The sequence below is a fragment of the Nocardia sp. NPDC019219 genome, from assembly GCF_040632645.1.
Taxonomy (GTDB): Bacteria; Actinomycetota; Actinomycetes; order Mycobacteriales; family Mycobacteriaceae; genus Nocardia; species Nocardia sputorum.
This window is the reverse complement of the sequence record NZ_JBEYCG010000011.1, coordinates 117,359-138,751: the sequence shown is the minus strand read 5'-3', so window position 1 is coordinate 138,751 and position 21,393 is coordinate 117,359. Positions and strand designations below refer to the sequence as shown.

Below are 21,393 nucleotides of genomic sequence, written 5' to 3'. Positions count from 1 at the left end.
CGGTTATATGCGGGCGCCTTTGGCCCGGTTGCACGCGCGGCACAGGATCTGCAGGTTCGCCGCGCTGGTCGCACCGCCGCGGCTGAGCGGGATGATGTGGTCGAACTCCAGGTAGTGCCCGTCGCCGCATTCGACGCACCGGCCGCCGTCGCGCTGCCACACCTGCGCCTTCACCTCCTGCGGGATGCTGCGGGTGTCGCGCTGGCCCGGGGTGAGGACGAGCCGTTTCGCCACCCGCAGCGCTCCTTCGAGTGCGGCGCAGACGTAGTCCGGGTCGTCGACGGCGAAGGTCGCGCCGCCGCGCGCGGAGGTGGCCGCGACCACCACCGTCCCCTGTTCGGCGTGCACGGAGACCACCCGGGACCACGGCATCTCGATGCCGGTGTCGGCGCCGACGAAACGCAGCTTCTTGTTGCTGCCGATCAGCCTGCCCTCGGTGAGCTTCGGGCCGCGCGCGAGTTGACGCACGTGCGTCGCGGGCAGGTCGAGGTGGACTTGCTCCTCGGGGTCCAGGTGCAGGCCGGGCGTGCGGACCACGGGCAGGTCGCCCGTGCGCAGCCGGTAGAGGGTGTTGCCGCGATGCATTCGTCTGCGCAGGTCCTCGATCAGCGGCCCGCCGAGCCCGAGCTCGGTGACCGCCTGATCGAACAATTCGAGTTCCGCGTCCCTGACCTCGCCGTCGGCGAAGGCGAAGGTGACCAGCCGCTCCACATAGCTCAGCGCCGCGTCGCGCAACGCGGCGCGTCCGGCTTCGGCGTCGACGCGCTGGTAGCGCAACGACGCCCACAGCGCCGCCCACTCGGGGCCGCGCGGACCGTGGCCGGTGAGCACCCGCCACGCGCGCGAGTGCCAGTGGGTGAGGTACTCCTCGATCTCCTGCGCACACCTCTGGCAGGGCGCGAACCCGCCGAAGAGCTTGCGGCGCAGCGCGTTTCCACAGCGAGCGCAGTGGCGGCCGCCGGGTGGCGGGCGCAGATACCGGTCCTCGGTCCATTCGGTGCCGTCCCACCAGCGCATGACCTGCGGGTTGTCCGGATCCGGGTGCCAGTCCGCGTATTCGGGATGTGGGGGAGGAGCGAGCGGTGCGGCTCCCCGGCTGTGCCGTTCGAGGTCGACCGGACGGCCGGCCTGCGGACGCGGCAGGGGAGCGGTGTCCGCGCGATCGAGCACTTCGGTGCGTGGCGAGGTGGGGGCGTCCGGCCGCCCCGTGAGTGCTCCGGTCTCGGCGGTACGCCCGGGATCGGCGCTGCGGTGGGCGGACACGTCCTCGGTGACGTCCGATTGGTCGGTCCGGACGTCGCCGTTCCGGGAAACCTGCCCGAACGATCCGTGTGTGAAGCGTCGCGCGCCGGGCCGATCGGCGGAAACCGGTTCCGCCCCGGCCCCAGATGCCGGAAGCCGCTCTTGCGCGGTCGCGGTTCCGGTCGACCGGCGCACCCGGAACGGGTTGGTGGGATGGCTGGTGCGGGCGGGCGCCGAGGGGTCTTCTACCTGGACGCCGAACTCGGTGACCAACCCCGCCAGTCCGCCGGCCCAGCCTTGGCCGACAGCGCGGAAGCGCCACTGCCCGTCGCGGCGGTAGAACTCGCCGAACATCAGCGCCGCGACGGCGTCCGCGTCGTCGATCTCGAACGTCACGAGCACCCCGTCGACCGAGTGCACGGCGACGGTCAACCCCTGCACAGCGCCGAAAGTGCCTTCCTCCACCGAGCCCGCGACGACGATGCGCTCGACGTCGGCTTCGGTCCGCGGCAGCGAGACGCTCAACCGCGCGGTGCCCGGCGCGGGCTCCTGATCGAGCGTGACCGCTTGCGAGACATGCCGCGGCGCGTTGTAGAACACCAGGTCCCGGTCCGAGCGCACCGTGCCGGAGGCGTCCAGCAGCAAGGCGTGCGCGTCCACAGCGTGCTCCGATCGCCATGAAACAACCACGGCTAGAAGGGATGTCGGTACCGCTGCGTTCGCGCCCTTGCTGAGTTTCATGGTGCTCGAACTATGCCACGACCCTCCGACACGCCGAACGCGCGAGGGGACCTCCTTCGGCGGGGCGTGCGGCACAGTGTTCCCCATGACGAACCCGAAACGCCCGGGTCGTAAGCCGCCGACCCCCAAGCTGCCCGGCGGGCGCGTGCCCGGCCCCGCCGACGTCCTGGCCGCCGCCCAGGCGGCGGTCGAGGCGGCGCAGACGGCCGCGGGCCAGGCGCTGGAAGCCGCCCAGCTGACCGCGACGTCGGCGTTCGACACGGCGGTGCGGCTGCCGCCCGCGTCCGCTCAGCTGGTCGCGCAACTGCCCGGACTGATCGAGAACCTGACGGCCGCGATCGAGCGGCTCAACTCCACCATCGATCGGCTCGACCGCACCCTGGCCCTCGCCGATCCGGCCTTCGCGGCCTACGACCGCCTGCTGCCCCGGCTGGAGGCGATGATCTCCCTCGGCGAGGACGTGCTCGGTCGTCTGGCCAAGGTGCCCGGCGTCGCCCTGCTGGGCAAGCTGACGGGGCTGAGCGCACCGGAACCACCCGCCGAGGAGCCGGTCAAGCGAAAGCCCACCAGACGGCGCAGATAATCCGGGACGGCGTGCGCGTTCAGCGGTGCGCGTGGTCGGCGGCCGCGCGCAACGTGGCGGCCGCCTTGAGCAGGACCTCGTGATACTCGTCGGCCGGGTCCGAATCGAGCACGATGGCCCCGCCCGCCCCGATCCGCCAGCGTCCGCCGTAGCGGACGGCGGTGCGGATCACGATGTTCAAGTCCGCGGTGCCGCCGAGCCCGAGAAAACCGATCGTGCCCGAGTACACGCCGCGCGCTTCGGTTTCCAGCGCATCGATGATCTCCATCGTGCGCAACTTGGGCGCGCCGGTCATCGAGCCGCCGGGAAAACAGGCGCGCAGGCAATCGACCACGCCGACCTCCGGCCGCAGCCTCCCGCGCACCGTCGACACCAGTTGATGCACGGTCGCGTACTGCTCGGTGACCATCAGCTTCGGGACGTACACACTGCCGATCTCGCAGACGCGGCCGAGATCGTTGCGCAGCAGATCGACGATCATCAGGTTCTCCGCCCTGGTCTTCGGGCTGTCGGCCAGCTCCTGGCGCAGGCGCTCGTCGTCTTCCGGCGTCGCGCCGCGCGGCGCGGTCCCCTTGATCGGCTTGCTCTCCACGATGCGGCGGCGATCGACCTTCAGGAAGCGCTCCGGCGACGAGCAGGCGATGTCCAGGTCGTCGAAGCGCAGGTAGGCGGCGTACGGGGCGGGATTGCACCGGCGCAGAGTGCGATAGAAGTCCAGGCCGTCGGCAGCGGCGGCGGGGATGGTGGCGCTGTCGGTCAGGTTGATCTCGTAGGACTCCCCGGCGTGCAGGCGCTCCTGGCAGACCGCGATGTCGGCGAGATAGCGCTCCCGGCCCCGGGTGAGCAGCGGCGCGACGGCGTCGCCGTCCGGCGGCAGCTCGAGCGGCGGCGGGTTCGTCCAGGTCGGCAGGGTGTCCAGGGTTTCGCGGGTGTCGCGCAGCCAGTCGGCGGCGGCTCGGGCGGTCTCCCCGTCGTCGCTCAACGCCAGCAGGTGCGTGCGCCCGCCGACATGGTCGACCACCACCATCCGGTCGGCGAAGATCCACTGGGCGTCGGGAGTCGGGGCGCGATGGACCGCGTCACCGCCGCAGTCGGCCTTGACCTCGTAGCCGAGATACCCGACGTAGCCACCGGCGAAATCGAAGGGAAGATCGGGCAGTTCGAGCCGGCGCGCGCGCAACTCGGCGGCCAGGAAATCGAGGATGCCGCCGGGTGCGGTACGCCGATGCCCGTCCGACGTCTCCACGGTCACCTCGCCGTCGCCCACCCGGTAGCGCAGCACCTCGGCCAGGGGACCGCTCGCGTCGCCCAGGAAGGAGAACCGGTCGGCACCGGGTTCGACATGCTCGCTGTCCAGCCAGAACGCCGTCGGGGAGTTGCCGTACAACTGCACGAACGCGCGCTCGGTGTCGATCGGCCGCTCCAGGACGGCTCGCTGGAGCCGGAAGGTCCGCGGCACGAGCGAGCCGAGTCGGGCCGGACCGGTGCGTGCGCGAGACGATGCCCGACCGGCCGGACGCTCGAGTTCCACCGCTGCGGCGGGGAACTGCTCGGCTGCGAGCGGCGCGGTCGCGGCCGCGGCGGGAAGCGGGGCTCCCTCGGCCACCGGCTCCGCCGCACGACCGAGGGCGATCGAGGGCCTCGGTATCGGTGACGCGGGCGCACTTCGGTGCGCGGCGACGAGTTTCGCGAAGTTGCGCAGCAGAGCCGCCCCGTACTCACTGGCGATCGATTCCGGATGGAATTGCACGCCCCACTGCGGGCGGGTGCGATGCCGCACGCCCATCACGACGCCGTCGCCGGCCTGCGCGGTGACCTCCAGGGCGTCCGGCAGCGGCCGCAGCGCGCACAGCGAGTGGTAGCGCACCGCCGTGAAGCCCTGCGGAATTCCGGCGAACAGGTCCCGGTCGTCGTGCTCGATGCGATCCAGATACCCGTGCCTGGCGGCAGGCGCCTCGGCGACCATGCCGCCCGCCGCGACCACGATGCCCTGATGGCCCAGGCACACCCCGAGCAACGGCAGATCGGTCTCGCGGATCACCGCCGCGGAGATGCCCATGTCGCGCGCCACCGACGGCCCTCCGGGCCCCGGCGAGACGACGATGCTGTCGAAGCGTTCCAGACCGAGTTCGGCGACCGTGCGCGCCTCGTCGTTGCGCACGACCGTCGGCTCGACGCCGTTCACCTCGCTGATCAGCTGGTACAGGTTATAGGTGAACGAGTCGTAGTTGTCGATCAACAGCGTGTGCATGGTGCCCGAAACCCTACGCCGCGCCGGTCGGAGCTAACTGTTGTCGTCTGCCTTCAGTTCGGTTCGGCGGGTGGTGCACAATGTGGGGCATGTCTGTTGCGCAACCGGTCGATGTGGATCCCGCGGTCGTCGACTTCGCCGTCGTCGGAAAGTGGATGGATGAGCAGGGTCTGTCCGGGGGCGAGTTCGAGGACGTGATCGCGCTGGGCGGCGGAACGCAGAACATCATGCTCCGCTTCACGCGCGGCGGCCGGACGTACGTGCTGCGCCGCGGCCCGAAGCATCTGCGCGCCAAGAGCAACGACGTGATCCGGCGGGAGGCGCGGCTGCTCGGCGCGCTGGGCGGCACCGAGGTCCGTGCGCCCCGGGTGATCGCCGCCTGCACCGACGAGTCGGTACTCGGCGCGGTCTTCTATCTGATGGAGCCGATCCACGGGTTCAATCCGCAGAACGAACTGCCCGAACCGCACGCGGGCGATCCGGAGATTCGCAGGCAGATGGGCCTGTCCGCGGTCGAGGCCATCGCGCGGCTCGGCGCACTGGACTACCAGGCGCTCGGCTTGGCCGACTACGGCAAGCCGGAAGGTTTCCTGGAGCGCCAGGTGCCGCGCTGGCTGGGTGAACTGGAGTCGTATTCGTCCAACGAGGGCTACCCCGGCCCGGAGATCCCCGGTGTGGCGGCGGTGGGTGAGTGGCTGGACCGCAACCGCCCCGCCCAGTGGACGCCGGGCATCCTGCATGGCGACTGCCATCTGGCGAACATGATGTTCTCCTTCGACGGCCCGCAGGTCGCGGCGATGGTCGACTGGGAGATGTCCACCATCGGCGACCCGTTGCTGGACCTGGGCTGGCAGATCGCCACCCGTCCGGAGCCCGGCACCACCGGCGCCGCGCTGGTGGGCAAGCTCGGCGCGGTCGGCGGGCTGCCGACGGCCGAGGAGATGATCGCGCACTACGGGCAGTTCTCCGATCGCGACCTGAGCGCGATGTCCTGGTACACCGTGCTGGCCTGCTTCAAGCTCGGCATCGTGCTGGAGGGCACGCACGCCCGCGCGTTCGCGGGCAAGGCCCCCAAGCAGGTCGGCGACTTCCTGCACGCGATCACACTGGAGCTCTTCGAGCGGGCGCAGCGGCTGATGGAGTGACTGTCGGGATGTGCCCGATAGTTGACCGAATATCGGTGGAAGGCGTCGCCCGGCCGCGCCTAGGTTGAGCGCATGCCGATCGTTCCCGATGTCAAGGACTGGACCTGGGTGCTGAGCCGCCCCTGTCCCGAATGCGGTTTCGACGCCGCCGCGACCGCCTACGAGGCCGTGCCCGCGCTGATCCGCGAGACGGCCGTCCGTTTCGCCGCGGTGCTCGACCGCCCCGGCGTGCGCGTGCGGCCGGACCAATCGACGTGGTCGGCTCTGGAATACGGCGCGCACGTGCGCGACGTCTGCCGTATGTCCGACACTCGCCTCGGCCTGATGCTGGCCGGTGACGCCGAGGGCGAGCCGCCGCGCTTCCAGAACTGGGATCAGGACGCGACTGCCGAAGCCGACCGCTACAACGAGCAGGATCCGGCCCGGGTGGCCGAGGAGTTCGCCGAGGCCGCGGAGCGGGCCGCGCGGTCCTTCGAGTCGGTGCCGCCCGAGCGGCGCGGTCTGCGCGGTGCGCGCAGTGACGGAGCGGAGTTCACCGTGGCGTCGTTCGCCCGGTACATCCTGCACGATCTGGTGCACCACGTGCACGACGTGCGCGGGTAAAACGCATCGCGGAACTGTAACGCGTTCGCCGGGAAGGTCACGCTCTGCCGACGAATTTTCCGACCGGCACTAGAACGCGTTACATTTTTCTCGTACTGTGGGTGCAGTCACATATAAGCACGTGCATGCGAGAGGGTCGACAGGAATGAAGACGAAGGGCGCGATCCTGTGGGGGATCGACCAGCCGTGGTCGGTGGAGGAGATCGAGGTCGGTGACCCGGTCGCGGGCGAGGTGCAGATCCGGATGGAGACCGCCGGCATGTGCCACTCCGACCACCACATCGTGACCGGCGCGACCCCGATGCCGTCCTTCCCCGTCATGGGCGGGCACGAGGGCGCGGGCGTCATCACCAAGCTCGGCCCGAACTGTCCGGCCGACCTACAGGTCGGCGACCACGTGATCCTGTCGTTCATCCCCGCCTGCGGCCGCTGTCCGGCCTGCGTGGCAGGACACATGGCGCTGTGCGACCTGGGCGCGGGCCTGCTGATGGGCCAGGCGATCAGCGACGGCACCTACCGCATCCAGGCCCGCGGCGAGAACGTCATCCCGATGTGCCTGCTGGGCACCTTCGCGCCGTACATGACGGTGCACCACACCTCCGTGGTGAAGATCGATCCGAGCATTCCGTTCGAGGTGGCCTGCCTGGTCGGCTGCGGCGTCCCCACCGGCTTCGGCTCCTCCACCCACGTGGCCCAGGTGGCCCCGGGCGAGACCGTGGTGATCGCGGGCATCGGCGGCGTCGGCATGAGCGCGTTGCAGGGCGCGGTGCTGTCCGGCGCCTCGAAAGTGGTGGCCATCGATCCGAACCCGTGGAAGCGCGAGCAGGCGCAGAAGTTCGGCGCCACGCACACCTACGAGAGCATGGCCGCCGCGATCATGCCGCTGATGGAGGCCACCGAGGGCCGGATGGCCGAGAAGGTCATCCTGACCATGGGCGAGATGCACGGCGAGTACATCGAGGAGGGCCTGATCCTCACCTCGAAGGCGGGCACCCTGGTGGTCACCTCGATGGGCCGGATGGACGAGAACGACGTCAAGCTGAACAGCTTCCTGCTGTCCATGCTGCAGAAGACGGTGAAGGGCTGCATCTTCGGCGGCGGCAACGCCCGCCAGGACGCGCCGCGCCTGCTGTCGCTGTACAAGTCCGGTCAGCTGAACCTGGACGACATGGTCACTCGCAGCTACTCCCTGGAGGAGATCAACCAGGGTTACCAGGACATGCTGGACGGCAAGAACATCCGCGGGATCATCAAGTACACCGAAGCCGACTGGTAATCCCGGCCCATCCAGGACGGCCGCTCGGATGCGGCGTTCGCCGTCGCGGGGGACAGCTCAGCTCTGATCCCGCTCGCCGAGTCGGTGGCGATCCGTGCGATCAAGTCGTACGCCGACCGGCTCGCCGAGCGGGAATCGCACATCCTGTTGCTTTGCGACCTACGCGGAGCCCGTTGCCGCGGCACTCAACACGACGGCGGCGGTGAGCGCCGCTTCGACCGCTTGCACCGCTTCCCTGGCCGCCTTCGCTGCCCAGTCCCCGGCGGCGATCTCCTTGGCGCGCTGCCTCACAACTCGGCGGTCGCGGTCGGGGAAGACCTTCGGTGCCGCGTCAGCCGCCGACAGCAGTGAGATCAAGGCGGCGGCGCGAGGCTCGACAGGGACGTCAGGGTGTGCGAACGGAGGTGTCAGCCGGTCCCGGAGCTCCTTGCGGTATCCGCGCGGCACCCAGGCGGTCCGGGGAAAGACGCCCAAGGCCCGGTGGCGTTCGACGCGCACCAGCCCCTCGTCCGCCAGCCGGTGCAGCACCTTCGGTTGCAACCTCTTCGACAGTTTCTCGATCGCGGCCCGGGCTTTGATCGGACCCGCCGCCTCGATCCTGGCGAGCGCGTCGCCCAGTATCGGATCGGCACTCCTGTTCGCGCTCACCACGATTCGGCCCGGTTTCGCCTCGTCGCACGGCCCTGCCAGCCGGATCGCTCCGGCGTCGATCAGGTCTAGCAGCACCGCTCCGGCGAGAACCCTCGGTGTACGTGTGCTGTCGGCCATCGAGTGCCCAGTGCGTTCGTCGAGAAGCAGCAGCATCAGGTCTCCGGCGAGCAGGCTCATCACTCGTCCTCCGGTTCCGTGTCGGGCCGGGTCCAGGCCAGGATCATCGTCGGGGTACAGCCGCCGACGAGCAGCGCGGTCAGCAGCATCAGCCCGCCGGCGTAGGCCGTTTGGATATTGTCGAGGTCGGTGAATCCGCCGACGACGATCAGCCAGATCGCTGGAATCATCGCCAGCGTCTGTGTGAGGGTGAGCCCCACCGAGCGAGCTGCGTTACGCTGCTCGAGTTCCCATTCGTCCAGGGCGCCGACGGGCGCGTCGGCGTGGCGTCCCGAGACGATCTGGAGCGATATCCACAGCGGGAAGAACACCAGGCAGGCCGGCGCCCACAGCAGCGGTCCCCGCTCCAGACCGCACGCGATCAGCACCGCGACGACCGCAAGGGCCAGGAATATCGTCGCGAGGGCCACCACCAGCAGTCGGCGGCGGCGACGCGTCCGCCACCGCGGCAACAGGTGGGCCCCGCGTTCGGCGAACAACACGAACCGGCGTGTCCGGCGAGCTTGGTAGCGCTCCAGCAGATTCGGGCGCGTCATCGAACATCCCCTTTGTCGTTCCGGTAGACCGCCGTGGACAGCGGCGCGAATTCCTCCCGCGAGAACACCGCCTCGACCGGCAGCCCGAACACATCGCAGATCCGCAGCGCCAGATCGAGACTCGGATAGTGATCGCCCCGTTCCAGCGCACCCACCGTCTGCGGATTCACCTCGATCACCTCGGCAAGCTGGGCCCGGCTCATTCTCCGCTCGGCACGTAACACCCCGATACGGTTATAGATGGGAAGATTTTTCCCACGTCTCACGGGACTCATACAACAAACCGTTGCATAAACCCAACAGTACGTCAACAGTGGCCCGGCCGCCGAGCTATGCGGGCCGCGAAGCTCGGTGCTCAGATCCGGCAGCGCAGCAGGGCGGACCGCAGATTTCGGCTGCGGACGTCGTCGAGAACGGCCAAACCCAGCCGGTTCATCGTGTAACCGAAGCCCAGACCCGTTGCCGGATCGGCGAATCCGAACGAGCCGCCGAGTCCCGTGGTGCCGTAGGCGCGCTTGTCGGAGCCGAAGCGGAAGGTTCCGCGCGATTTGCGGAAGCCGAGGTGATAGCGGCTCTTGGTGTGCAGCACCAGGTCTTCGGCGGGGACGTCGTCGGCGGTCTCGGCCGCGGCGAGCCGGTCCAGCAGTGCGTCGTCGATCGGGAGCGCGCCGGTGCGCCCGGCGGCCGCGCCGTAGACCTTGGCCAGCGCGCGGGCGTTGCCCACTCCGTTGGACGCAGGCAGCTCCACTTCGAGGAACTCGCGCCGGGCCGCCCGTGCCGGTGCCCCGCAACGCGGGTTGGTCAGCGCCGCATAGGACAACCCACGTTTGGCGTAGATCTCCGCACCGATCCGCAGCGGCAGATCACGCTCGTAGCGCACGACGTCCAGGCCGCGGGTGGCCGACATCGCGGCGACCCGGTCCATGCTCTGCTCGGCGGGCAGGCCGATGAAGAAGTCCACGCCGAGCGGCGCGGCGATGTCCTCGGCGAAGATCCGGCCGAGCGTGCGGCGATCCGGATCGACCCGGCGCAGCAGTTCGCCCTGGTACAGACCGAGGGTGATCGCGTGATAGCCGTGTCTGGTGCCGGGCCGCCAGACCGGTTTCTGTGCGGCGAGAATGGTTGCGAGGCCGTCCAGGTCGGCGATCTGGGACAGGCGGACGATCTCGCCGAGGCCGGACAGCCCGGCCTGGTGGTCGATCAGCTGGCGCACGGTGATCGCGTCCTTGCCGTGGGCGGCGAACTCCGGCCAGTACTTCGCCACCGGCTGCTCGTAGTCGAGCAGACCCTTGGCTACCGCCGTGGCCACGGTGAACGCCGCCATGCCTTTGGTCGAGGAGAACACCGGCACGATCGTGTCCTGTTCCCACGGCAGCGTGCGCCTGCGATCGCGGAAGCCGGCCCACAGATCCACCACGGGGCGGTCCCCGGCGTAGACCGCGACGGCGGCGCCGATCTCGCCGTGCTGCTCGAAGTTGCGGCGGAAGGCGTCGGCGACCGGTTCGAAACCGGATGCTACGTCGCCGTGAACAGTGGGCTTTTCACTCATGGCGAGTCGATCGTAGCCACCCGGTTCTCGTAGGCTCGGGGGGTGCGTTCACTCGAGCAGATTCGGGAATGGCCGGTCCGGCACGCGGCGGCCGCGGTGGTCACCGCCGACGGCGACATCGCGAGCGAAGGGGATGCCGAGCGGGTGTTCCCGCTCGCGTCGGTGACCAAGCCTCTCGTCGCGTACGCCGTGCTCGTCGCCGTGGAGGAGGGCGCGGTCGAACTGGATCAGCCCGCGGGCCCGCCCGGCGCCACGGTGCGTCATCTGCTGGCGCACGCGTCCGGGCTCGCGTTCGACACCACCGAGGTCCAGGCTTCGCCCGGGGCCCGGCGGATCTACTCCAGCGCGGGTTTCGAAGTGCTCGCCGAATTCCTCACCGCGCAGACCGGGATCGCGTTCGACGAGTACCTGCGCGACGCGGTGTTCGAGCCGCTTGGCATGACCGCTTCGGTGCTGGCCGGCCCGGCGGGGCACGCGGCCCGGTCCACCGCCGCGGATCTCGCCCGCTTCGCCGCCGAATTGCTGAACCCCGAGTTGATCTCGGCGCAGACGCACGCCGAGGCCACCTGCGTACAGTTCCCGGGTCTGAACGGCGTGCTGCCCGGCTTCGGTTCGCAGCGCCCCAACGACTGGGGACTGGGCTTCGAGATCCGCGACGGCAAGTCGCCGCACTGGACCGGTGGCACGAATTCGCCACAAACCTATGGACATTTCGGCCAATCCGGGACATTTTTATGGGTTGACCCGAGAACGGGGTTGGCGTGTCTCGCCTTGAGCGACGAGAATTTCGGCGACTGGGCGCGGGCGGCCTGGCCACCGCTGAGCGATGCCGTGATCGCGGAGGCGACAGCCGCGCGCAACACGGTCGTGAAGTAACACGTGTAACTTCGGGCACTCCAGTACACTCAGGCAACGCCAGTTCGACGAATCGTTGGGGAAGACGGTCCTCGTCGAAGCTGGAGGTGTTGGTGGTGCGCGCATCGAGTCAGTTCGCGGACGCGACGGCGGGTGTGGTCTACATCCACTCGTCGCCTGCCGCGCTGTGCCCGCATGTCGAGTGGGCACTCACCTCGGCCCTGGGCGCCCCGGCGAAACTGCGCTGGACCGCCCAACCGGCCGACGGTCAACTGCGCGCCACCAGTGAGTGGATCGGTCCGGTCGGCACCGCCTCGAAGATCGCTCAATCGTTGCGCTCCTGGCCGGTTCTGCGCTTCGAGGTGACCGAGGATCCCAGCGACGGCGTGGACGGCGAGCGCTACAGCTTCGTCCCCGGTCTCGGTCTGTGGCACGGCTCCACGAGCGCCAACGGTGACGTCATGATCGGCGAGATGCGCCTGCGCGCCATGCTCCAAGCGACCCGCGAACTCGGCAAGTACTCCGCCTACGACCTGGCCGCCGAAATCGACCGCGCCTTGGGCACGGCCTGGGACGAGGACCTCGAGATCTACCGCTACGGAACGGAATCCGGAGCCGAGGTCACCTGGCTGCGCCGCGACGTGGGGTAGGGGCTCGCGGCTCCGGCAGCCAATGGAATTGGCGGCTGCCCGGGATCCGCCGACAGACGTAGGGTCGTCATACGGTCGGGGCCGAGTGCGAGGAGTCGACCATGAAGCATGCCGGTATGCGCATCATCGCCGCCGCGACGATTGCCCTGACGGCCGCGACAGCCGTCCCCGCGGCGGCAGCCGCCGAGATCACCGCCGAACCGATCGCGGTGGTGGAAGTGCCCCCGGGCATCGTCGACGCCGTCCGAGGGGCCATCGCGAGCGTCCTGTTCTTCGGCATCGTCGGCCTGTGCGTGGCGCGTATTCTTCCGCCGGACCAGTGCCATCTGTTCTGAGAGGGCAAAGGCCGCACGGACAGTGGGTCACGTGTCCCGTCGAGTGGAGAGCGTGGATCCACTCAGTGCGCGGCGACGCCGACTCGGTCGCACAGAGCTCGAACGTCGTCACGCATCCCGGAGGGCGGTCGGTTCCGGAGCGCGTGCAGCATGTCGTATGAAACGTCGTGCCGGTTCGACTTGACCTCAACCATGATCGAGGTTTCATTCTCGAGGAATGAGCATTTTGTTCCACAACACCATGCGGATTACCGACGGTCATCTCGAACAGTTCAAGGTGGCCGTACAGCGGGCGGTGGCGTTCGTCGCAGAGCATGGCCCGCAGCTGTTGGTGCAGGTCTTTCTCGACGAAGACCGCGGGCTTGCACACAGTTTTCAGCTCTATCGCGACTCGGAGGCAGTGCTCGCACACTGGAAGTTGTCCGATCCCTACATCCAGGATGTGATGGAGCACTGCAGTATTCAGTCGTTCGAGACCTACGGCGAGATGTCCGACGAGGTGCTCGACGGGCTGCGTGCTGGACCTGTCGGCGAGGTGACGGTACGGCGAGCGCTCACCGGCTTCACGCGATTCTGACCGTCCGTACGGTAGCCGCGAACCGCCCCGCGCACACCTAGGGCTACAGCCGTAGCCCGGAGTTGCGTGCCACACCTCGTCGGCAACATCCGATGTTCGGCGGGATGCTGGCAGTGTGCAGCGGCGACAACTGGCCGCCTGCGGGGAATCGCAACTGGCCGTACGCGGGAATTTCGCGGTGGCCACGGACAGCCGTCATGGATCACCCGTAGATTGCCGTGACCGGATGGCAGTGGCTGGCGGTCGCGCGCCCTACTTGCCGCGCTGGTCGGCGTGGGGTTGTGGTTGTGGCCGGTGCGGGTGCCGGAGGGGCGCAGCGTAGACGAGATCACCCGGCGAGTGCGAATGGAGCGCAGCGACATGGATCAGCGTTGTGGCCGATGGGTTTCCGCATGACCCGCCCGACTACGTGATGGGGGTGGGCGAGGCGCAGATGACCATGCAGCGGCTCGTGCTTGTCGCGTGGGGGAATGTCCGCGTAAGACGGCGGCGTGGCGGGTGCTGGGAGGTCGGGCGAATCAAGCCGGATGCCAAGCAGCAACGGTGAGAGCCGGAGGCTCACCCACCCAAGTGGCCGAGCACCGCGAACATCGTCACCGAGAGGTGGTAGTCGCCTTTCTCGATCCCCGCCTCCATGATGGCGAGGAGGTCGCGCCCTTCCACCTCGGTGATCGCTCCGCCGGTGGTCGCGGACGCGATCATCTGCATGAACAGGGGACGGGCGGTCTCCGGGTTCCAGATCACCGCTTCCGATCCCATGTCGTCGATGACGAAGCCCGCCGCGGTGAGCAGGCCCCGGAGGCGGCGGCCCGATGCGGGGTTGGGGGTGGTCGCGAGCATCGCCTTCGTCAAGCGGGCGACCACCTCGGGGTCGCCGGGGTGGGTGATCACGGTGTGCCAGTCGCTGTCGATGAGCAGCACGCGACCGCCCGGTCGCAGGACTCGGGTGATCTCGGCGGTGGCGGCCGCCGGGTCGTCGAGGTGCTGGTAGACCCGCTCGCAGCGCACGGCGTCGAAGTAATCGTCCGGGAAGGGCAACTGATAGGCGGTGCCTTCGACGAAGCGGGCCCGGCAGTCCGCGCTCTCCGCGCGCCCACGAGCGATGGCGATCATCGCGGGGTTCGGGTCGACGCCGACCGCGTCGCCGCCGGGCCCGACCCGGCCGGCCAGTTCGATCACCTCGGTGCCCGTCCCGGCCCCGATATCCAATGCGCGCTCGCCCGGCTGGACGTTCAGAACTTCGTGCCCCCAAGCCCGCATACGCCGAATCCCCGGCAGTGCTGCTTGCAGATCGAGGATGCCGACCAGCGCGGCCATCGGATCGTCGCCGGTGGTGCGCGAAGCGTCCGGAATCGCGTTTTCGTGAAAGGACGGGACAGGCGGCGCTGACTCGCTCGGCATATCACGACAGTAGCCTCGCCCCACCACCGACGACAGTGCCTCGGTGATCGACTTCCGCCGCTCAGCCGCCACCGAGCCGAACGCAGGGTCGCGGCCGGGCATCAGCCCTGCTCGACCAGCAGTCGAGGCCCGCGCACCTGCGCGCTGGCCGTCGGATCGGCCCGTGAGTGGAAGGGGTGGGGATGAAGATGCTGGTCGTTGGCGGCGTGACCGGCCCGCCATCCTCGGCGTGGTTCCCGACCGGCCCGCCGCATGACCGTCCCGCGCCCGGACACTCGGTCAGACGGCATTGGCCCAGTTCCGGCGGCGGCTTATCCGCCGGGATCGCGGCCGCTCCGCCTGGTCACGCGGCCGGATTGTGGGTAGACCCGCGTGCCGTGTGGGGGAAGCCGCCCGGACATCGTTTGTCGCGGATTTCGCCGGGTAACACCTGGTCGGCTCGCGGTTTCGATGAGTGGTTCGGCGCGGAGGAGTTTCCTCTCTCGGCAGCGTCGACCGGCCCGACTGCAGAGGGAGCGTTCAGATGACCGATTCCGGCTCCGCGGATCTCAAGCGGCGGCACCGCGCGATGTGGGCACTGGGCGACTATTCGTCCATCGCCACCGAAGTCATCCCGGAACTCGGTCGGCGTCTGGTCGAGGCCGCCCGCATCGGTCGTGGCCAGCGGGTGCTGGATGTCGCGGCCGGATCCGGCAATGCCGCGATACCGGCCGCGGAGGCCGGTGCGGAGGTCGTGGCGAGCGATCTGACGCCGGAGTTGTTCGAGGCAGGCAGGCGAATCGCCGCCGCGCGGGGCGTCGAGTTGCGGTGGCAGGAAGCCGACGCCGAGGCGTTGCCCTACGCCGACGCCGAATTCGACGCCGTCATCTCGTGTGTGGGCGTCATGTTCGCACCGTTCCACCAAGCGGCCGCGGACGAATTGGTGCGTGTGGCCAAACCGGGCGGCACGATCGGGCTGATCAACTGGACGCCCGACGGCTTCATCGGGCAGATGTTCGCCACGATGAAACCGTTCGCTCCGCCGCCTCCGCCCGGCGCGCAGCCGCCGCCGCTGTGGGGCGACGAGGAACACGTGCGGTCGTTGCTGGGCGATCGCGTCGCCGATCTGGAACTGCGCCGCGAGAACGCGGTCATCGACCGTTTCGCCGACGGCGCGGAGTTCCGTGACTTCTTCAAGTCCTACTACGGACCGACGGTCGCGGTGTACAAGGCCAATGCCGGGGAGCCCGACCGGATCGCGCAATTGGACGACGCACTCGCCGAACTCGCCGCCCGGTACGACCGCGGCAACGGGCGGATGGAGTGGGAGTACCTGTTGGTTACCGCACGCCGGTCGGGCTGATCGGCCGAATCCGGCGCTATTCGTGCGCCGATCCTTCGGGACGCACAAGCTCGGAAACCGGTGCCGCCATTCAGACGCCGGGGCGGGCCGGACGATGGCGCGTCGGATCGAACCGTTCGAAGTAGGACTCGCCCACGGCGAACACTCCGCGTTGCGGCAGCCAGAACTCACCCAATGTGGCTTGTTCGGCGAGTGGTCCCGGAGGACCGATGTCGATTCCGTCGATCCGGGCAGTGCTGTTCTCGACGGTCCACAGCATCCGGGGTTTGGCCAGGAACCATTGACCGTTCGGGGAAGTACCGCTGAGCTGGACCCGCCCGACGCCGAGCGCCGGACCCGCCACCCGCGACATGAGCGACAGAACGGCGGGACGTCGCCACAAGGCGGCAGGCATCATCCGGCCCATACCCGTCATCGCCTTCGTCGCCGCCGAGCGGCCCAGTTCGAGATCCCACACGATCTTGTCGCCGACCCGCACCGTGAATGTGGACGGTCCCGTCCAGTCGACCGATATGTCCTCGACCCGCGCGTCTTCGAGTGCTGATCCGAAATAGCGGGCGCAGCTGGTCGCCGGGGAGACACTGCTGTAGATCACCCATTCGGCGTCGGGGTTGCGATGCCACACCGCGTCGTACCCCGCACCGACCGAGCTGGCAGGGAAATGCCGCAGCGCCAGGTAGTGGCCGCTGGCGAAGGGCAATCCCATCACTCCGTAGCCGGAAAATCGTTCCTCGTCCGTACCCGGGGGGAGCGCTTTGTCTTTTGCGGCGATCGAGCGCGGGCTGTCGGTCATCGCAGCCTCCTCGAGGAGTGGGCTCGTGCCGATCATTTTACGTCCGCCGGAGCGTTTCCCGTCTGCCTCGGCCGGGCCGCTGGTCGTGGTCGCCGGTGGGAACCCAGTAACGCCGTGCCGGACCGAGCGGGGTGTCCACGATCCGCTCGAGGACGCCGCCTCGGCGCTCGATGGTTTTCGCGGAGGCGACGTTGTCGGCCGCGCAGACGATCAGCACCCGGCCCATGCCCAGCTTCTCCGCCTCGCCGAGCATCCGGCTCAGCGCCCAGGTGGCGAGGCCGCGTCGGCGCGCGGACGGCCGGATGCCGTAGCCGATGTGACCGGCCCATCGCACAAAATCGTCGAAGCCGTGCCGCAGAGCGATCCCGCCGAGCACTCGGTCGTCCTCCACGATCCATCGGTAGGTGCACCGCGCCCGGCCGGTCTCGGCCCACGCCTGACCCGATTCGTCGGCCAGCCGGGCCACCCAGGCCGCGAAACCGGTCGGCGAACGCACTTCGTCGTACGGCCGCAGTCCGAAACCGTCCTCGTGCGGGCCCGGACCCCACTCGTCGTGCGCCTCCAGCCAGGCCGTATGCAGACGTGTCGTCGGAGCGATCAACGCGGGCATATCGCGACGATACCGAGCCGTCTGCACGGCAACAGGTGCTCCGAAGGAGCCGCGGAAACGCCACCGCCCGGCGCGCCTGTTTCGGGTCGTCGCCTGCAAGGAGCCCACCAGTGACCAGCGGTTCACGCGGCGAATACGTGCCCCTCGAGTGGGGTGGGCGCACCCCGGAGTCGGCTGGTCGTGAGCTCGACGGGCAGGTGTGGAACCAGTTCCCCGAGGCCAGCGGTGTTCGCCAGTCGGCCATTTGCATAACCTATGAATATAAAAATGCTATGCTTCGAGTATGAATCGTCAAGACGCCGCTACTGGTGCGTCCGCCGCCATCGGGGCAGCCCTCTACGGCCTGGCCACCAGGGCCGTGCGACGCCTGCCCCGGGACATGAGCCTGACGTCCGCCGCCACCCTGGCCACCCTGGACCGGACCGGTCCGCGGCGCATCACCGATCTGGCCGCGGTCGAGGGCGTCACCCAGCCCGCGATGACCGCCCTGGTCCGGGTGATGGAGGAGTCCGGCCTGGTCGAGCGGCGGGGCGACGCGTCCGACAAGCGGGTCACGCTGGTGTGCCTGACCGAGGCAGGCGCCTCCTATGTCCGGACGCGGCGCCAGGCTGGCGTCCACGCGTTCGAGCGGTTGATCGGCGAGCTCCCCGGCGACGAGGTCGAGGCGCTGGTGGCGGCCCTTCCGGCGCTGAAGCATCTGGCAGAGCTCGAAAGTCAGGACCGCGAAGGGCCGAAGCAGTGACCGGGCAGCCGGTCGGCGGTGTCGTGGTGAAGGCGTTCCCGGTGGCGCGTTCCGAGGCGCGGCTGCTGGTCCCCGCCCTGATGTTCATCGCTCTGGTCGTGGCGGCGGTCGGCAGCCTCGGGGCGCCGCTCATCACCAGCGTGGCGACCTCGTTCCACGTCTCGCTCGGTAGCGCGCAGTGGACGCTGACCGTCGCGCTGCTCAGCGGCGCCGTCGCCACGCCGGTCCTGGGCCGGCTCGGAGCCGGCCCGCACCGGCGGGCCACGATCCTCGCCACGCTGGCGGTCGTCGTCGCAGGCAGCGCGCTCACCGTGCTGCCGCTGCCGTTCGCGTGGCTGCTGGCCGGCAGGGCGGCCCAGGGCGTCGGGCTCGGGCTGACGGCGCTGATGATGGGCGTGGCCAGGGACCACCTCCCCGAGGAGCGCAGCGCGTCCGTGATCGCCCTGATCTCGGTGGTCTCGATCATCGGGGCCGGCGTCGGCTACCCGCTGGCCGCACTGCTCGCCGAACTCGGCGGGGTACGGGCCGCCTACGGCCTCGGCCTGGTCGTCACCGCCGCCGCCCTCCTGACCGCGTGGCGCTCGATGCCCGAAGCCCCCGAAGGCCGCTCCGCCCACGTGGACGTGGCAGGCGCGGTCGTCCTGGCCGCTGCGCTGCTGCTGGTGCTGTTCCTCGCCGGCGAACGGAAACTGTGGAGCCGGCACCTCGCCGTGGCGGCGGGCCTCGCCCTCGTCGCGGTGGTGCTGCTCTGCGTCTGGGTCGTCATCGAGCTGCGCAGCACGGCGCCCCTGGTCGATGTGCGGGCGGTGCGGCACCCGGCGGTCGCCGGGGCGAACCTCGCCATGTTCGTCGGCGGGATCGGCATGTACCTCCTGCTCACGCTCATCACCCGGTACGCGCAGACGCCACACGGCGCCGGCTACGGCTTCGGGTTGACGACCTTCGTCGCCGGGCTGGTCCTCATCCCGTTCTCGGTGCTGGGCTTCGTCGCCGGCAAGCTCACGCCGTGGGTCCGGACGCGGATGGCCGACCCCCTGCTCCTGGCCGGCAGCGCCGTCGTGGTCGGCGGCGGGTTCGCCCTGTTCGCGGCGGCCCGGTCGGACCTGCCCGAACTGTTCGCGGCGATGGGCGTGCTCGGCTTCGGCGTCGGCGGCTTCTCGGCCGCGATGCCCGGCGTCATCCTGGCCGTCACCCCCAAGAGCGAGACCTCGAGCGCCATGAGCTTCAACTACGTCGTCCGCAGCGTCGGGTACTCCCTGGGCAGCGCCATCGGCGGCCTGATCCTCGCCGCGGGCACCGGCCCCGGCCACCTCTTCCCCGACGACAGCGCCTACACCACCGCGGCGCTGGTCGGCATCGGCGCCATGGCGATCACGACGCTGACGAGCCTCGCTCTCGCCCACCGGCGCTCGTCCGAGACCAACCCATAAGTCTCGACTAGATGCTCCTGGGGCAACCTCGTGACGCGGGCCGGTGTCTACTAGCTGCAGCGTTGTTGGTGGGCGCAGAGGGGATCGAACCCCCGACCGCTGGTGTGTAAAACCAGTGCTCTACCGCTGAGCTATACGCCCGTGCCGTTACCGGCGGCTTATGAATCTAGCGCGGCGAGCGCTTTCTCCCAAGCCGCCTGGTCACGGGGTTCTCCGGGGCCGTTCATCTCGGCGAAGCGGATGTAGCCCTCGCGGTCGACGACGAACGTGCCGCGATTGGGGTAGCCGGACTTCTCGTTGAAGACGCCGTAGGCCTGGGCCACCGCGCCGTGCGGCCAGAAGTCCGACAGCAGCGGGAAGGTGTAGCCCTGCTCGGCGGCCCAGATCTTGTGCGTGGGCGGCGGGCCTACGGAGATCGCGAGGATCTCCGCGTTGTCGTTCTGGAACTTGGGCAGCTCGTCGCGGACCTTGCACAGCTCGCCCTGGCAGATGCCGGTGAAGGCGAGCGGGTAGAACACGATCAGGACGTTCTTCTTGCCCCGGTAGTCCGACAACGAGACTTCCTGGTTGTTCTGGTCCTTCAGCGTGAAATCCGGCGCGACAGTGCCAACCTCGAGCGGCATAGCGAATCCTCCATCGTGTCGGGTTTCCACCGGGCGGGCGTGCGACACCACCCTGGTGGAAACCATAGCGCGGTGGCTCAGCGCTGCTTCGAGGGCGCCTTGGGCTGCACGAGCCTGCTACCCGTCCACGAACCGAGGCTGATCGCCGAGGTCTGGGTCAGACCGGCGGTCGGTGCGGATTCGGCGATTTCGCTCGGCTCGACGTGGCCGGGCTGTCCGGTCTTGGGGGTGAGTACCCAGACGAAACCGTCGTCGGCGAGCGGGCCGATGGCGTCCATCAGGGCGTCGACCAGATCACCGTCCCCGTCCCGCCACCACAGCAGCACGACGTCGATCACCTCGTCGGAGTCCTCGTCGACGAGTTCACCGCCGATCGCTTCCTCGACGTCGGCCCTCAGGTCGTCGTCGACGTCCTCGTCCCAGCCCAATTCCTGGACAACCAAGCCGTGTGAGATGCCAAGCTTCTGAGCGTAGTTCTGCGCGTCCGCCGCGGCGACCACGGTGGCGTCCTCCTCAACTCCCGACAGTAGGTAGTTGCAAGCGAACATGGTTATGGGCTTCAGCGCAAGCCGATCCGGCGAAATAGCTACCGAATGTCGCGTTGCGATGGTGTGTCAAGGGGTTTCTCAGCGTTTCGGACACGAGTCGCGCACGGCGTTGCGCGCGTCGTTGACCCGCTTGCTGGCGTCGTTGAGCGCCGCGACCGGCGCGGTGTAGGTCATCTTGCGCGTCTCGGCGGCCAGCGCGCGGGCGGCGTTCACGTATTCGGTGAACAAGCCGGCCAGGTCCCCGGGGAGCGCCTCCTTGGCGGAGTTCACGCCGCTCTCCACCTTGTTCGCCGCGTCCTCGAGGGTCTGCGCCGCCGAGTCGCGCTTGGCGACGTAGTCCGGGGCGTTCGAGTCGTGCGCGTCGACGAATTCGTTGTACTTGCTTACGCCCGCTCCGGTGATGGTGGGGAACTGACCGCAATTGTCGGAGACGGCCTTGGCCTGGGCCGCGGCGCGCCGGGAAGAGGTCGCCGCCGCCGACGAGGACGCCGCCTCGGTCTTGTACGCCGCCAGATCGCTCGCGTTCGGACCCGCCACGCCGTCCACCCGGTTGGCGCACCCCGCGACGACCAGTCCGACAGCGACGGCGCCGGTGGCGCACACCATTCCGAACCCGCGTGGGTTCAGCAGCTTCATCGTCCTCCCGCTCCTCAGGGCTGCCACGCTCAATGCTCACCTTGCCTGTCGAACGGTACTGGATTTCCGGCTGACATGATGATTTGGGACGCGTCAT

Annotated in this window: 23 protein-coding genes and 1 tRNA gene; 11 read left to right on the top strand and 13 right to left on the bottom strand. The window is 69.2% G+C overall.

From position 1 onward, the window contains the following. Positions 1 to 3 precede the first annotated feature (3 nt). The gene (locus ABZ552_RS21130; RefSeq protein ID WP_357439153.1) at positions 4 to 1,983 is read right to left on the bottom strand and encodes a TerD family protein; all 1,980 of its coding nucleotides are present in this window, start codon (positions 1,981 to 1,983) and stop codon (positions 4 to 6) included. Positions 1,984 to 2,068: 85 nt separating this feature from the next. Between ABZ552_RS21130 and ABZ552_RS21125 the strand changes: the two genes are divergently transcribed. Next, entirely contained in the window at positions 2,069 to 2,566 is a 498-nt protein-coding gene (locus ABZ552_RS21125) for a hypothetical protein (RefSeq protein WP_281916984.1), read from the top strand. Between the two features lie 19 nt (positions 2,567 to 2,585). Here the strand turns inward: ABZ552_RS21125 and pabB are convergent, their stop codons facing one another. Further along, positions 2,586 to 4,817, bottom strand: coding sequence for an aminodeoxychorismate synthase component I (gene pabB, locus ABZ552_RS21120; protein WP_357439150.1), 2,232 nt, complete (start codon positions 4,815 to 4,817; stop codon positions 2,586 to 2,588). Positions 4,818 to 4,897: 80 nt separating this feature from the next. On the opposite strand from pabB, the gene ABZ552_RS21115 reads away from it, so the two are divergent. From ABZ552_RS21115 to ABZ552_RS21105, 3 genes are all read left to right on the top strand, one after another. Further along, on the top strand, positions 4,898 to 5,962 hold the full coding sequence (locus ABZ552_RS21115; RefSeq protein WP_281874754.1) for a phosphotransferase family protein: 1,065 nt from the start codon (positions 4,898 to 4,900) through the stop codon (positions 5,960 to 5,962). Between the two features lie 72 nt (positions 5,963 to 6,034). Then, positions 6,035 to 6,565, top strand: a complete 531-nt coding sequence (locus tag ABZ552_RS21110) for a DinB family protein (RefSeq protein ID WP_281874753.1) — start codon at positions 6,035 to 6,037, stop codon at positions 6,563 to 6,565. 145 nt (positions 6,566 to 6,710) lie between these two features. Continuing rightward, positions 6,711 to 7,841: an NDMA-dependent alcohol dehydrogenase gene (locus tag ABZ552_RS21105; protein WP_067800980.1), complete on the top strand. Its 1,131-nt coding sequence runs from the start codon at positions 6,711 to 6,713 to the stop codon at positions 7,839 to 7,841. Positions 7,842 to 8,000: 159 nt separating this feature from the next. On the opposite strand, the gene ABZ552_RS21100 is transcribed toward ABZ552_RS21105, so the two are convergent. The 4 genes from ABZ552_RS21100 to ABZ552_RS21085 all read right to left on the bottom strand — a co-directional run bounded on the left by ABZ552_RS21100 (position 8,001) and on the right by ABZ552_RS21085 (position 10,754). Continuing rightward, positions 8,001 to 8,669 carry a GPP34 family phosphoprotein gene (locus ABZ552_RS21100; RefSeq protein WP_281874752.1) on the bottom strand — a complete coding sequence of 223 codons (669 nt, stop codon included), beginning with the start codon at positions 8,667 to 8,669 and terminating at the stop codon, positions 8,001 to 8,003. After that, on the bottom strand, positions 8,669 to 9,205 hold the full coding sequence (locus ABZ552_RS21095; protein WP_281874751.1) for a hypothetical protein: 537 nt from the start codon (positions 9,203 to 9,205) through the stop codon (positions 8,669 to 8,671). The genes ABZ552_RS21100 and ABZ552_RS21095 overlap by 1 nt, the downstream gene beginning before the upstream one ends. Continuing rightward, a complete protein-coding gene (locus ABZ552_RS21090) occupies positions 9,202 to 9,480 on the bottom strand; it encodes a helix-turn-helix transcriptional regulator (protein WP_281874750.1) in 279 nt (92 codons plus the stop codon). The genes ABZ552_RS21095 and ABZ552_RS21090 overlap by 4 nt, the downstream gene beginning before the upstream one ends. Before the next feature lie 80 nt (positions 9,481 to 9,560). Next, entirely contained in the window at positions 9,561 to 10,754 is a 1,194-nt protein-coding gene (locus ABZ552_RS21085) for a serine hydrolase domain-containing protein (protein ID WP_281874748.1), read from the bottom strand. Between the two features lie 42 nt (positions 10,755 to 10,796). On the opposite strand from ABZ552_RS21085, the gene ABZ552_RS21080 reads away from it, so the two are divergent. The 4 genes from ABZ552_RS21080 to ABZ552_RS21065 all read left to right on the top strand — a co-directional run bounded on the left by ABZ552_RS21080 (position 10,797) and on the right by ABZ552_RS21065 (position 13,171). Further along, positions 10,797 to 11,630 (top strand): serine hydrolase domain-containing protein, encoded by an 834-nt coding sequence (locus ABZ552_RS21080; protein WP_281874747.1) that lies wholly within the window; start codon positions 10,797 to 10,799, stop codon positions 11,628 to 11,630. 95 nt (positions 11,631 to 11,725) lie between these two features. Then, positions 11,726 to 12,259 carry a DUF3145 domain-containing protein gene (locus ABZ552_RS21075; RefSeq protein WP_039796858.1) on the top strand — a complete coding sequence of 178 codons (534 nt, stop codon included), beginning with the start codon at positions 11,726 to 11,728 and terminating at the stop codon, positions 12,257 to 12,259. 116 nt (positions 12,260 to 12,375) lie between these two features. Further along, positions 12,376 to 12,594 carry a hypothetical protein gene (locus ABZ552_RS21070; RefSeq protein WP_281874746.1) on the top strand — a complete coding sequence of 73 codons (219 nt, stop codon included), beginning with the start codon at positions 12,376 to 12,378 and terminating at the stop codon, positions 12,592 to 12,594. Positions 12,595 to 12,820: 226 nt separating this feature from the next. After that, positions 12,821 to 13,171, top strand: coding sequence for a hypothetical protein (locus ABZ552_RS21065; protein ID WP_281874745.1), 351 nt, complete (start codon positions 12,821 to 12,823; stop codon positions 13,169 to 13,171). A gap of 558 nt (positions 13,172 to 13,729) precedes the next feature. Here ABZ552_RS21065 and ABZ552_RS21060 read toward each other — a convergent pair. Beyond that, positions 13,730 to 14,572, bottom strand: a complete 843-nt coding sequence (locus ABZ552_RS21060) for a methyltransferase domain-containing protein (protein ID WP_281916988.1) — start codon at positions 14,570 to 14,572, stop codon at positions 13,730 to 13,732. 523 nt (positions 14,573 to 15,095) lie between these two features. Between ABZ552_RS21060 and ABZ552_RS21055 the strand changes: the two genes are divergently transcribed. Further along, on the top strand, positions 15,096 to 15,914 hold the full coding sequence (locus tag ABZ552_RS21055) for a methyltransferase domain-containing protein (RefSeq protein ID WP_281874740.1): 819 nt from the start codon (positions 15,096 to 15,098) through the stop codon (positions 15,912 to 15,914). 70 nt (positions 15,915 to 15,984) lie between these two features. Here the strand turns inward: ABZ552_RS21055 and ABZ552_RS21050 are convergent, their stop codons facing one another. After that, positions 15,985 to 16,707 carry a hypothetical protein gene (locus tag ABZ552_RS21050; RefSeq protein ID WP_281916989.1) on the bottom strand — a complete coding sequence of 241 codons (723 nt, stop codon included), beginning with the start codon at positions 16,705 to 16,707 and terminating at the stop codon, positions 15,985 to 15,987. 37 nt (positions 16,708 to 16,744) lie between these two features. Then, a complete protein-coding gene (locus ABZ552_RS21045; RefSeq protein WP_281916990.1) occupies positions 16,745 to 17,317 on the bottom strand; it encodes a GNAT family N-acetyltransferase in 573 nt (190 codons plus the stop codon). Positions 17,318 to 17,600: 283 nt separating this feature from the next. On the opposite strand from ABZ552_RS21045, the gene ABZ552_RS21040 reads away from it, so the two are divergent. Next, positions 17,601 to 18,059, top strand: coding sequence for a MarR family transcriptional regulator (locus ABZ552_RS21040; protein ID WP_281916991.1), 459 nt, complete (start codon positions 17,601 to 17,603; stop codon positions 18,057 to 18,059). Beyond that, complete coding sequence (locus ABZ552_RS21035) at positions 18,056 to 19,489, top strand: MFS transporter (protein WP_281916992.1); 1,434 nt, start codon at positions 18,056 to 18,058, stop codon at positions 19,487 to 19,489. The genes ABZ552_RS21040 and ABZ552_RS21035 overlap by 4 nt, the downstream gene beginning before the upstream one ends. 66 nt (positions 19,490 to 19,555) lie before the next feature. On the opposite strand, the gene ABZ552_RS21030 is transcribed toward ABZ552_RS21035, so the two are convergent. The 4 genes from ABZ552_RS21030 to ABZ552_RS21015 all read right to left on the bottom strand — a co-directional run bounded on the left by ABZ552_RS21030 (position 19,556) and on the right by ABZ552_RS21015 (position 21,296). Next, positions 19,556 to 19,630 (bottom strand) — tRNA-Val (locus ABZ552_RS21030). Positions 19,631 to 19,647: 17 nt separating this feature from the next. Next, entirely contained in the window at positions 19,648 to 20,112 is a 465-nt protein-coding gene (locus ABZ552_RS21025; protein WP_067800944.1) for a peroxiredoxin, read from the bottom strand. Between the two features lie 77 nt (positions 20,113 to 20,189). Next, positions 20,190 to 20,612: a DUF3052 domain-containing protein gene (locus tag ABZ552_RS21020; RefSeq protein ID WP_159840357.1), complete on the bottom strand. Its 423-nt coding sequence runs from the start codon at positions 20,610 to 20,612 to the stop codon at positions 20,190 to 20,192. Positions 20,613 to 20,738: 126 nt separating this feature from the next. Then, positions 20,739 to 21,296, bottom strand: a complete 558-nt coding sequence (locus tag ABZ552_RS21015) for a hypothetical protein (RefSeq protein WP_281874735.1) — start codon at positions 21,294 to 21,296, stop codon at positions 20,739 to 20,741. Between the last annotated feature and the right edge of the window lie 97 nt (positions 21,297 to 21,393).

Excerpts from the sequence above, each read along its gene's own strand:
- ABZ552_RS21070 (WP_281874746.1), top strand. The coding sequence starts at position 12,376 with ATGCGCATCATCGCCGCCGCGACGATTGCCCTGACGGCCGCGACAGCC.
- ABZ552_RS21125 (WP_281916984.1), top strand. The coding sequence starts at position 2,069 with ATGACGAACCCGAAACGCCCGGGTCGTAAGCCGCCGACCCCCAAGCTG.
- ABZ552_RS21100 (WP_281874752.1), bottom strand. The coding sequence starts at position 8,669 with ATGAGCCTGCTCGCCGGAGACCTGATGCTGCTGCTTCTCGACGAACGC.
- ABZ552_RS21060 (WP_281916988.1), bottom strand. The coding sequence starts at position 14,572 with ATGCCGAGCGAGTCAGCGCCGCCTGTCCCGTCCTTTCACGAAAACGCG.
- ABZ552_RS21015 (WP_281874735.1), bottom strand. The coding sequence starts at position 21,296 with ATGAAGCTGCTGAACCCACGCGGGTTCGGAATGGTGTGCGCCACCGGC.
- ABZ552_RS21110 (WP_281874753.1), top strand. The coding sequence starts at position 6,035 with ATGCCGATCGTTCCCGATGTCAAGGACTGGACCTGGGTGCTGAGCCGC.
- ABZ552_RS21090 (WP_281874750.1), bottom strand. The coding sequence starts at position 9,480 with ATGAGTCCCGTGAGACGTGGGAAAAATCTTCCCATCTATAACCGTATC.
- ABZ552_RS21115 (WP_281874754.1), top strand. The coding sequence starts at position 4,898 with ATGTGGGGCATGTCTGTTGCGCAACCGGTCGATGTGGATCCCGCGGTC.
- ABZ552_RS21045 (WP_281916990.1), bottom strand. The coding sequence starts at position 17,317 with ATGCCCGCGTTGATCGCTCCGACGACACGTCTGCATACGGCCTGGCTG.
- pabB (WP_357439150.1), bottom strand. The coding sequence starts at position 4,817 with ATGCACACGCTGTTGATCGACAACTACGACTCGTTCACCTATAACCTG.
- ABZ552_RS21040 (WP_281916991.1), top strand. The coding sequence starts at position 17,601 with ATGAATCGTCAAGACGCCGCTACTGGTGCGTCCGCCGCCATCGGGGCA.
- ABZ552_RS21130 (WP_357439153.1), bottom strand. The coding sequence starts at position 1,983 with ATGAAACTCAGCAAGGGCGCGAACGCAGCGGTACCGACATCCCTTCTA.
- ABZ552_RS21085 (WP_281874748.1), bottom strand. The coding sequence starts at position 10,754 with ATGAGTGAAAAGCCCACTGTTCACGGCGACGTAGCATCCGGTTTCGAA.
- ABZ552_RS21025 (WP_067800944.1), bottom strand. The coding sequence starts at position 20,112 with ATGCCGCTCGAGGTTGGCACTGTCGCGCCGGATTTCACGCTGAAGGAC.
- ABZ552_RS21105 (WP_067800980.1), top strand. The coding sequence starts at position 6,711 with ATGAAGACGAAGGGCGCGATCCTGTGGGGGATCGACCAGCCGTGGTCG.
- ABZ552_RS21055 (WP_281874740.1), top strand. The coding sequence starts at position 15,096 with ATGACCGATTCCGGCTCCGCGGATCTCAAGCGGCGGCACCGCGCGATG.
- ABZ552_RS21095 (WP_281874751.1), bottom strand. The coding sequence starts at position 9,205 with ATGACGCGCCCGAATCTGCTGGAGCGCTACCAAGCTCGCCGGACACGC.
- ABZ552_RS21050 (WP_281916989.1), bottom strand. The coding sequence starts at position 16,707 with ATGACCGACAGCCCGCGCTCGATCGCCGCAAAAGACAAAGCGCTCCCC.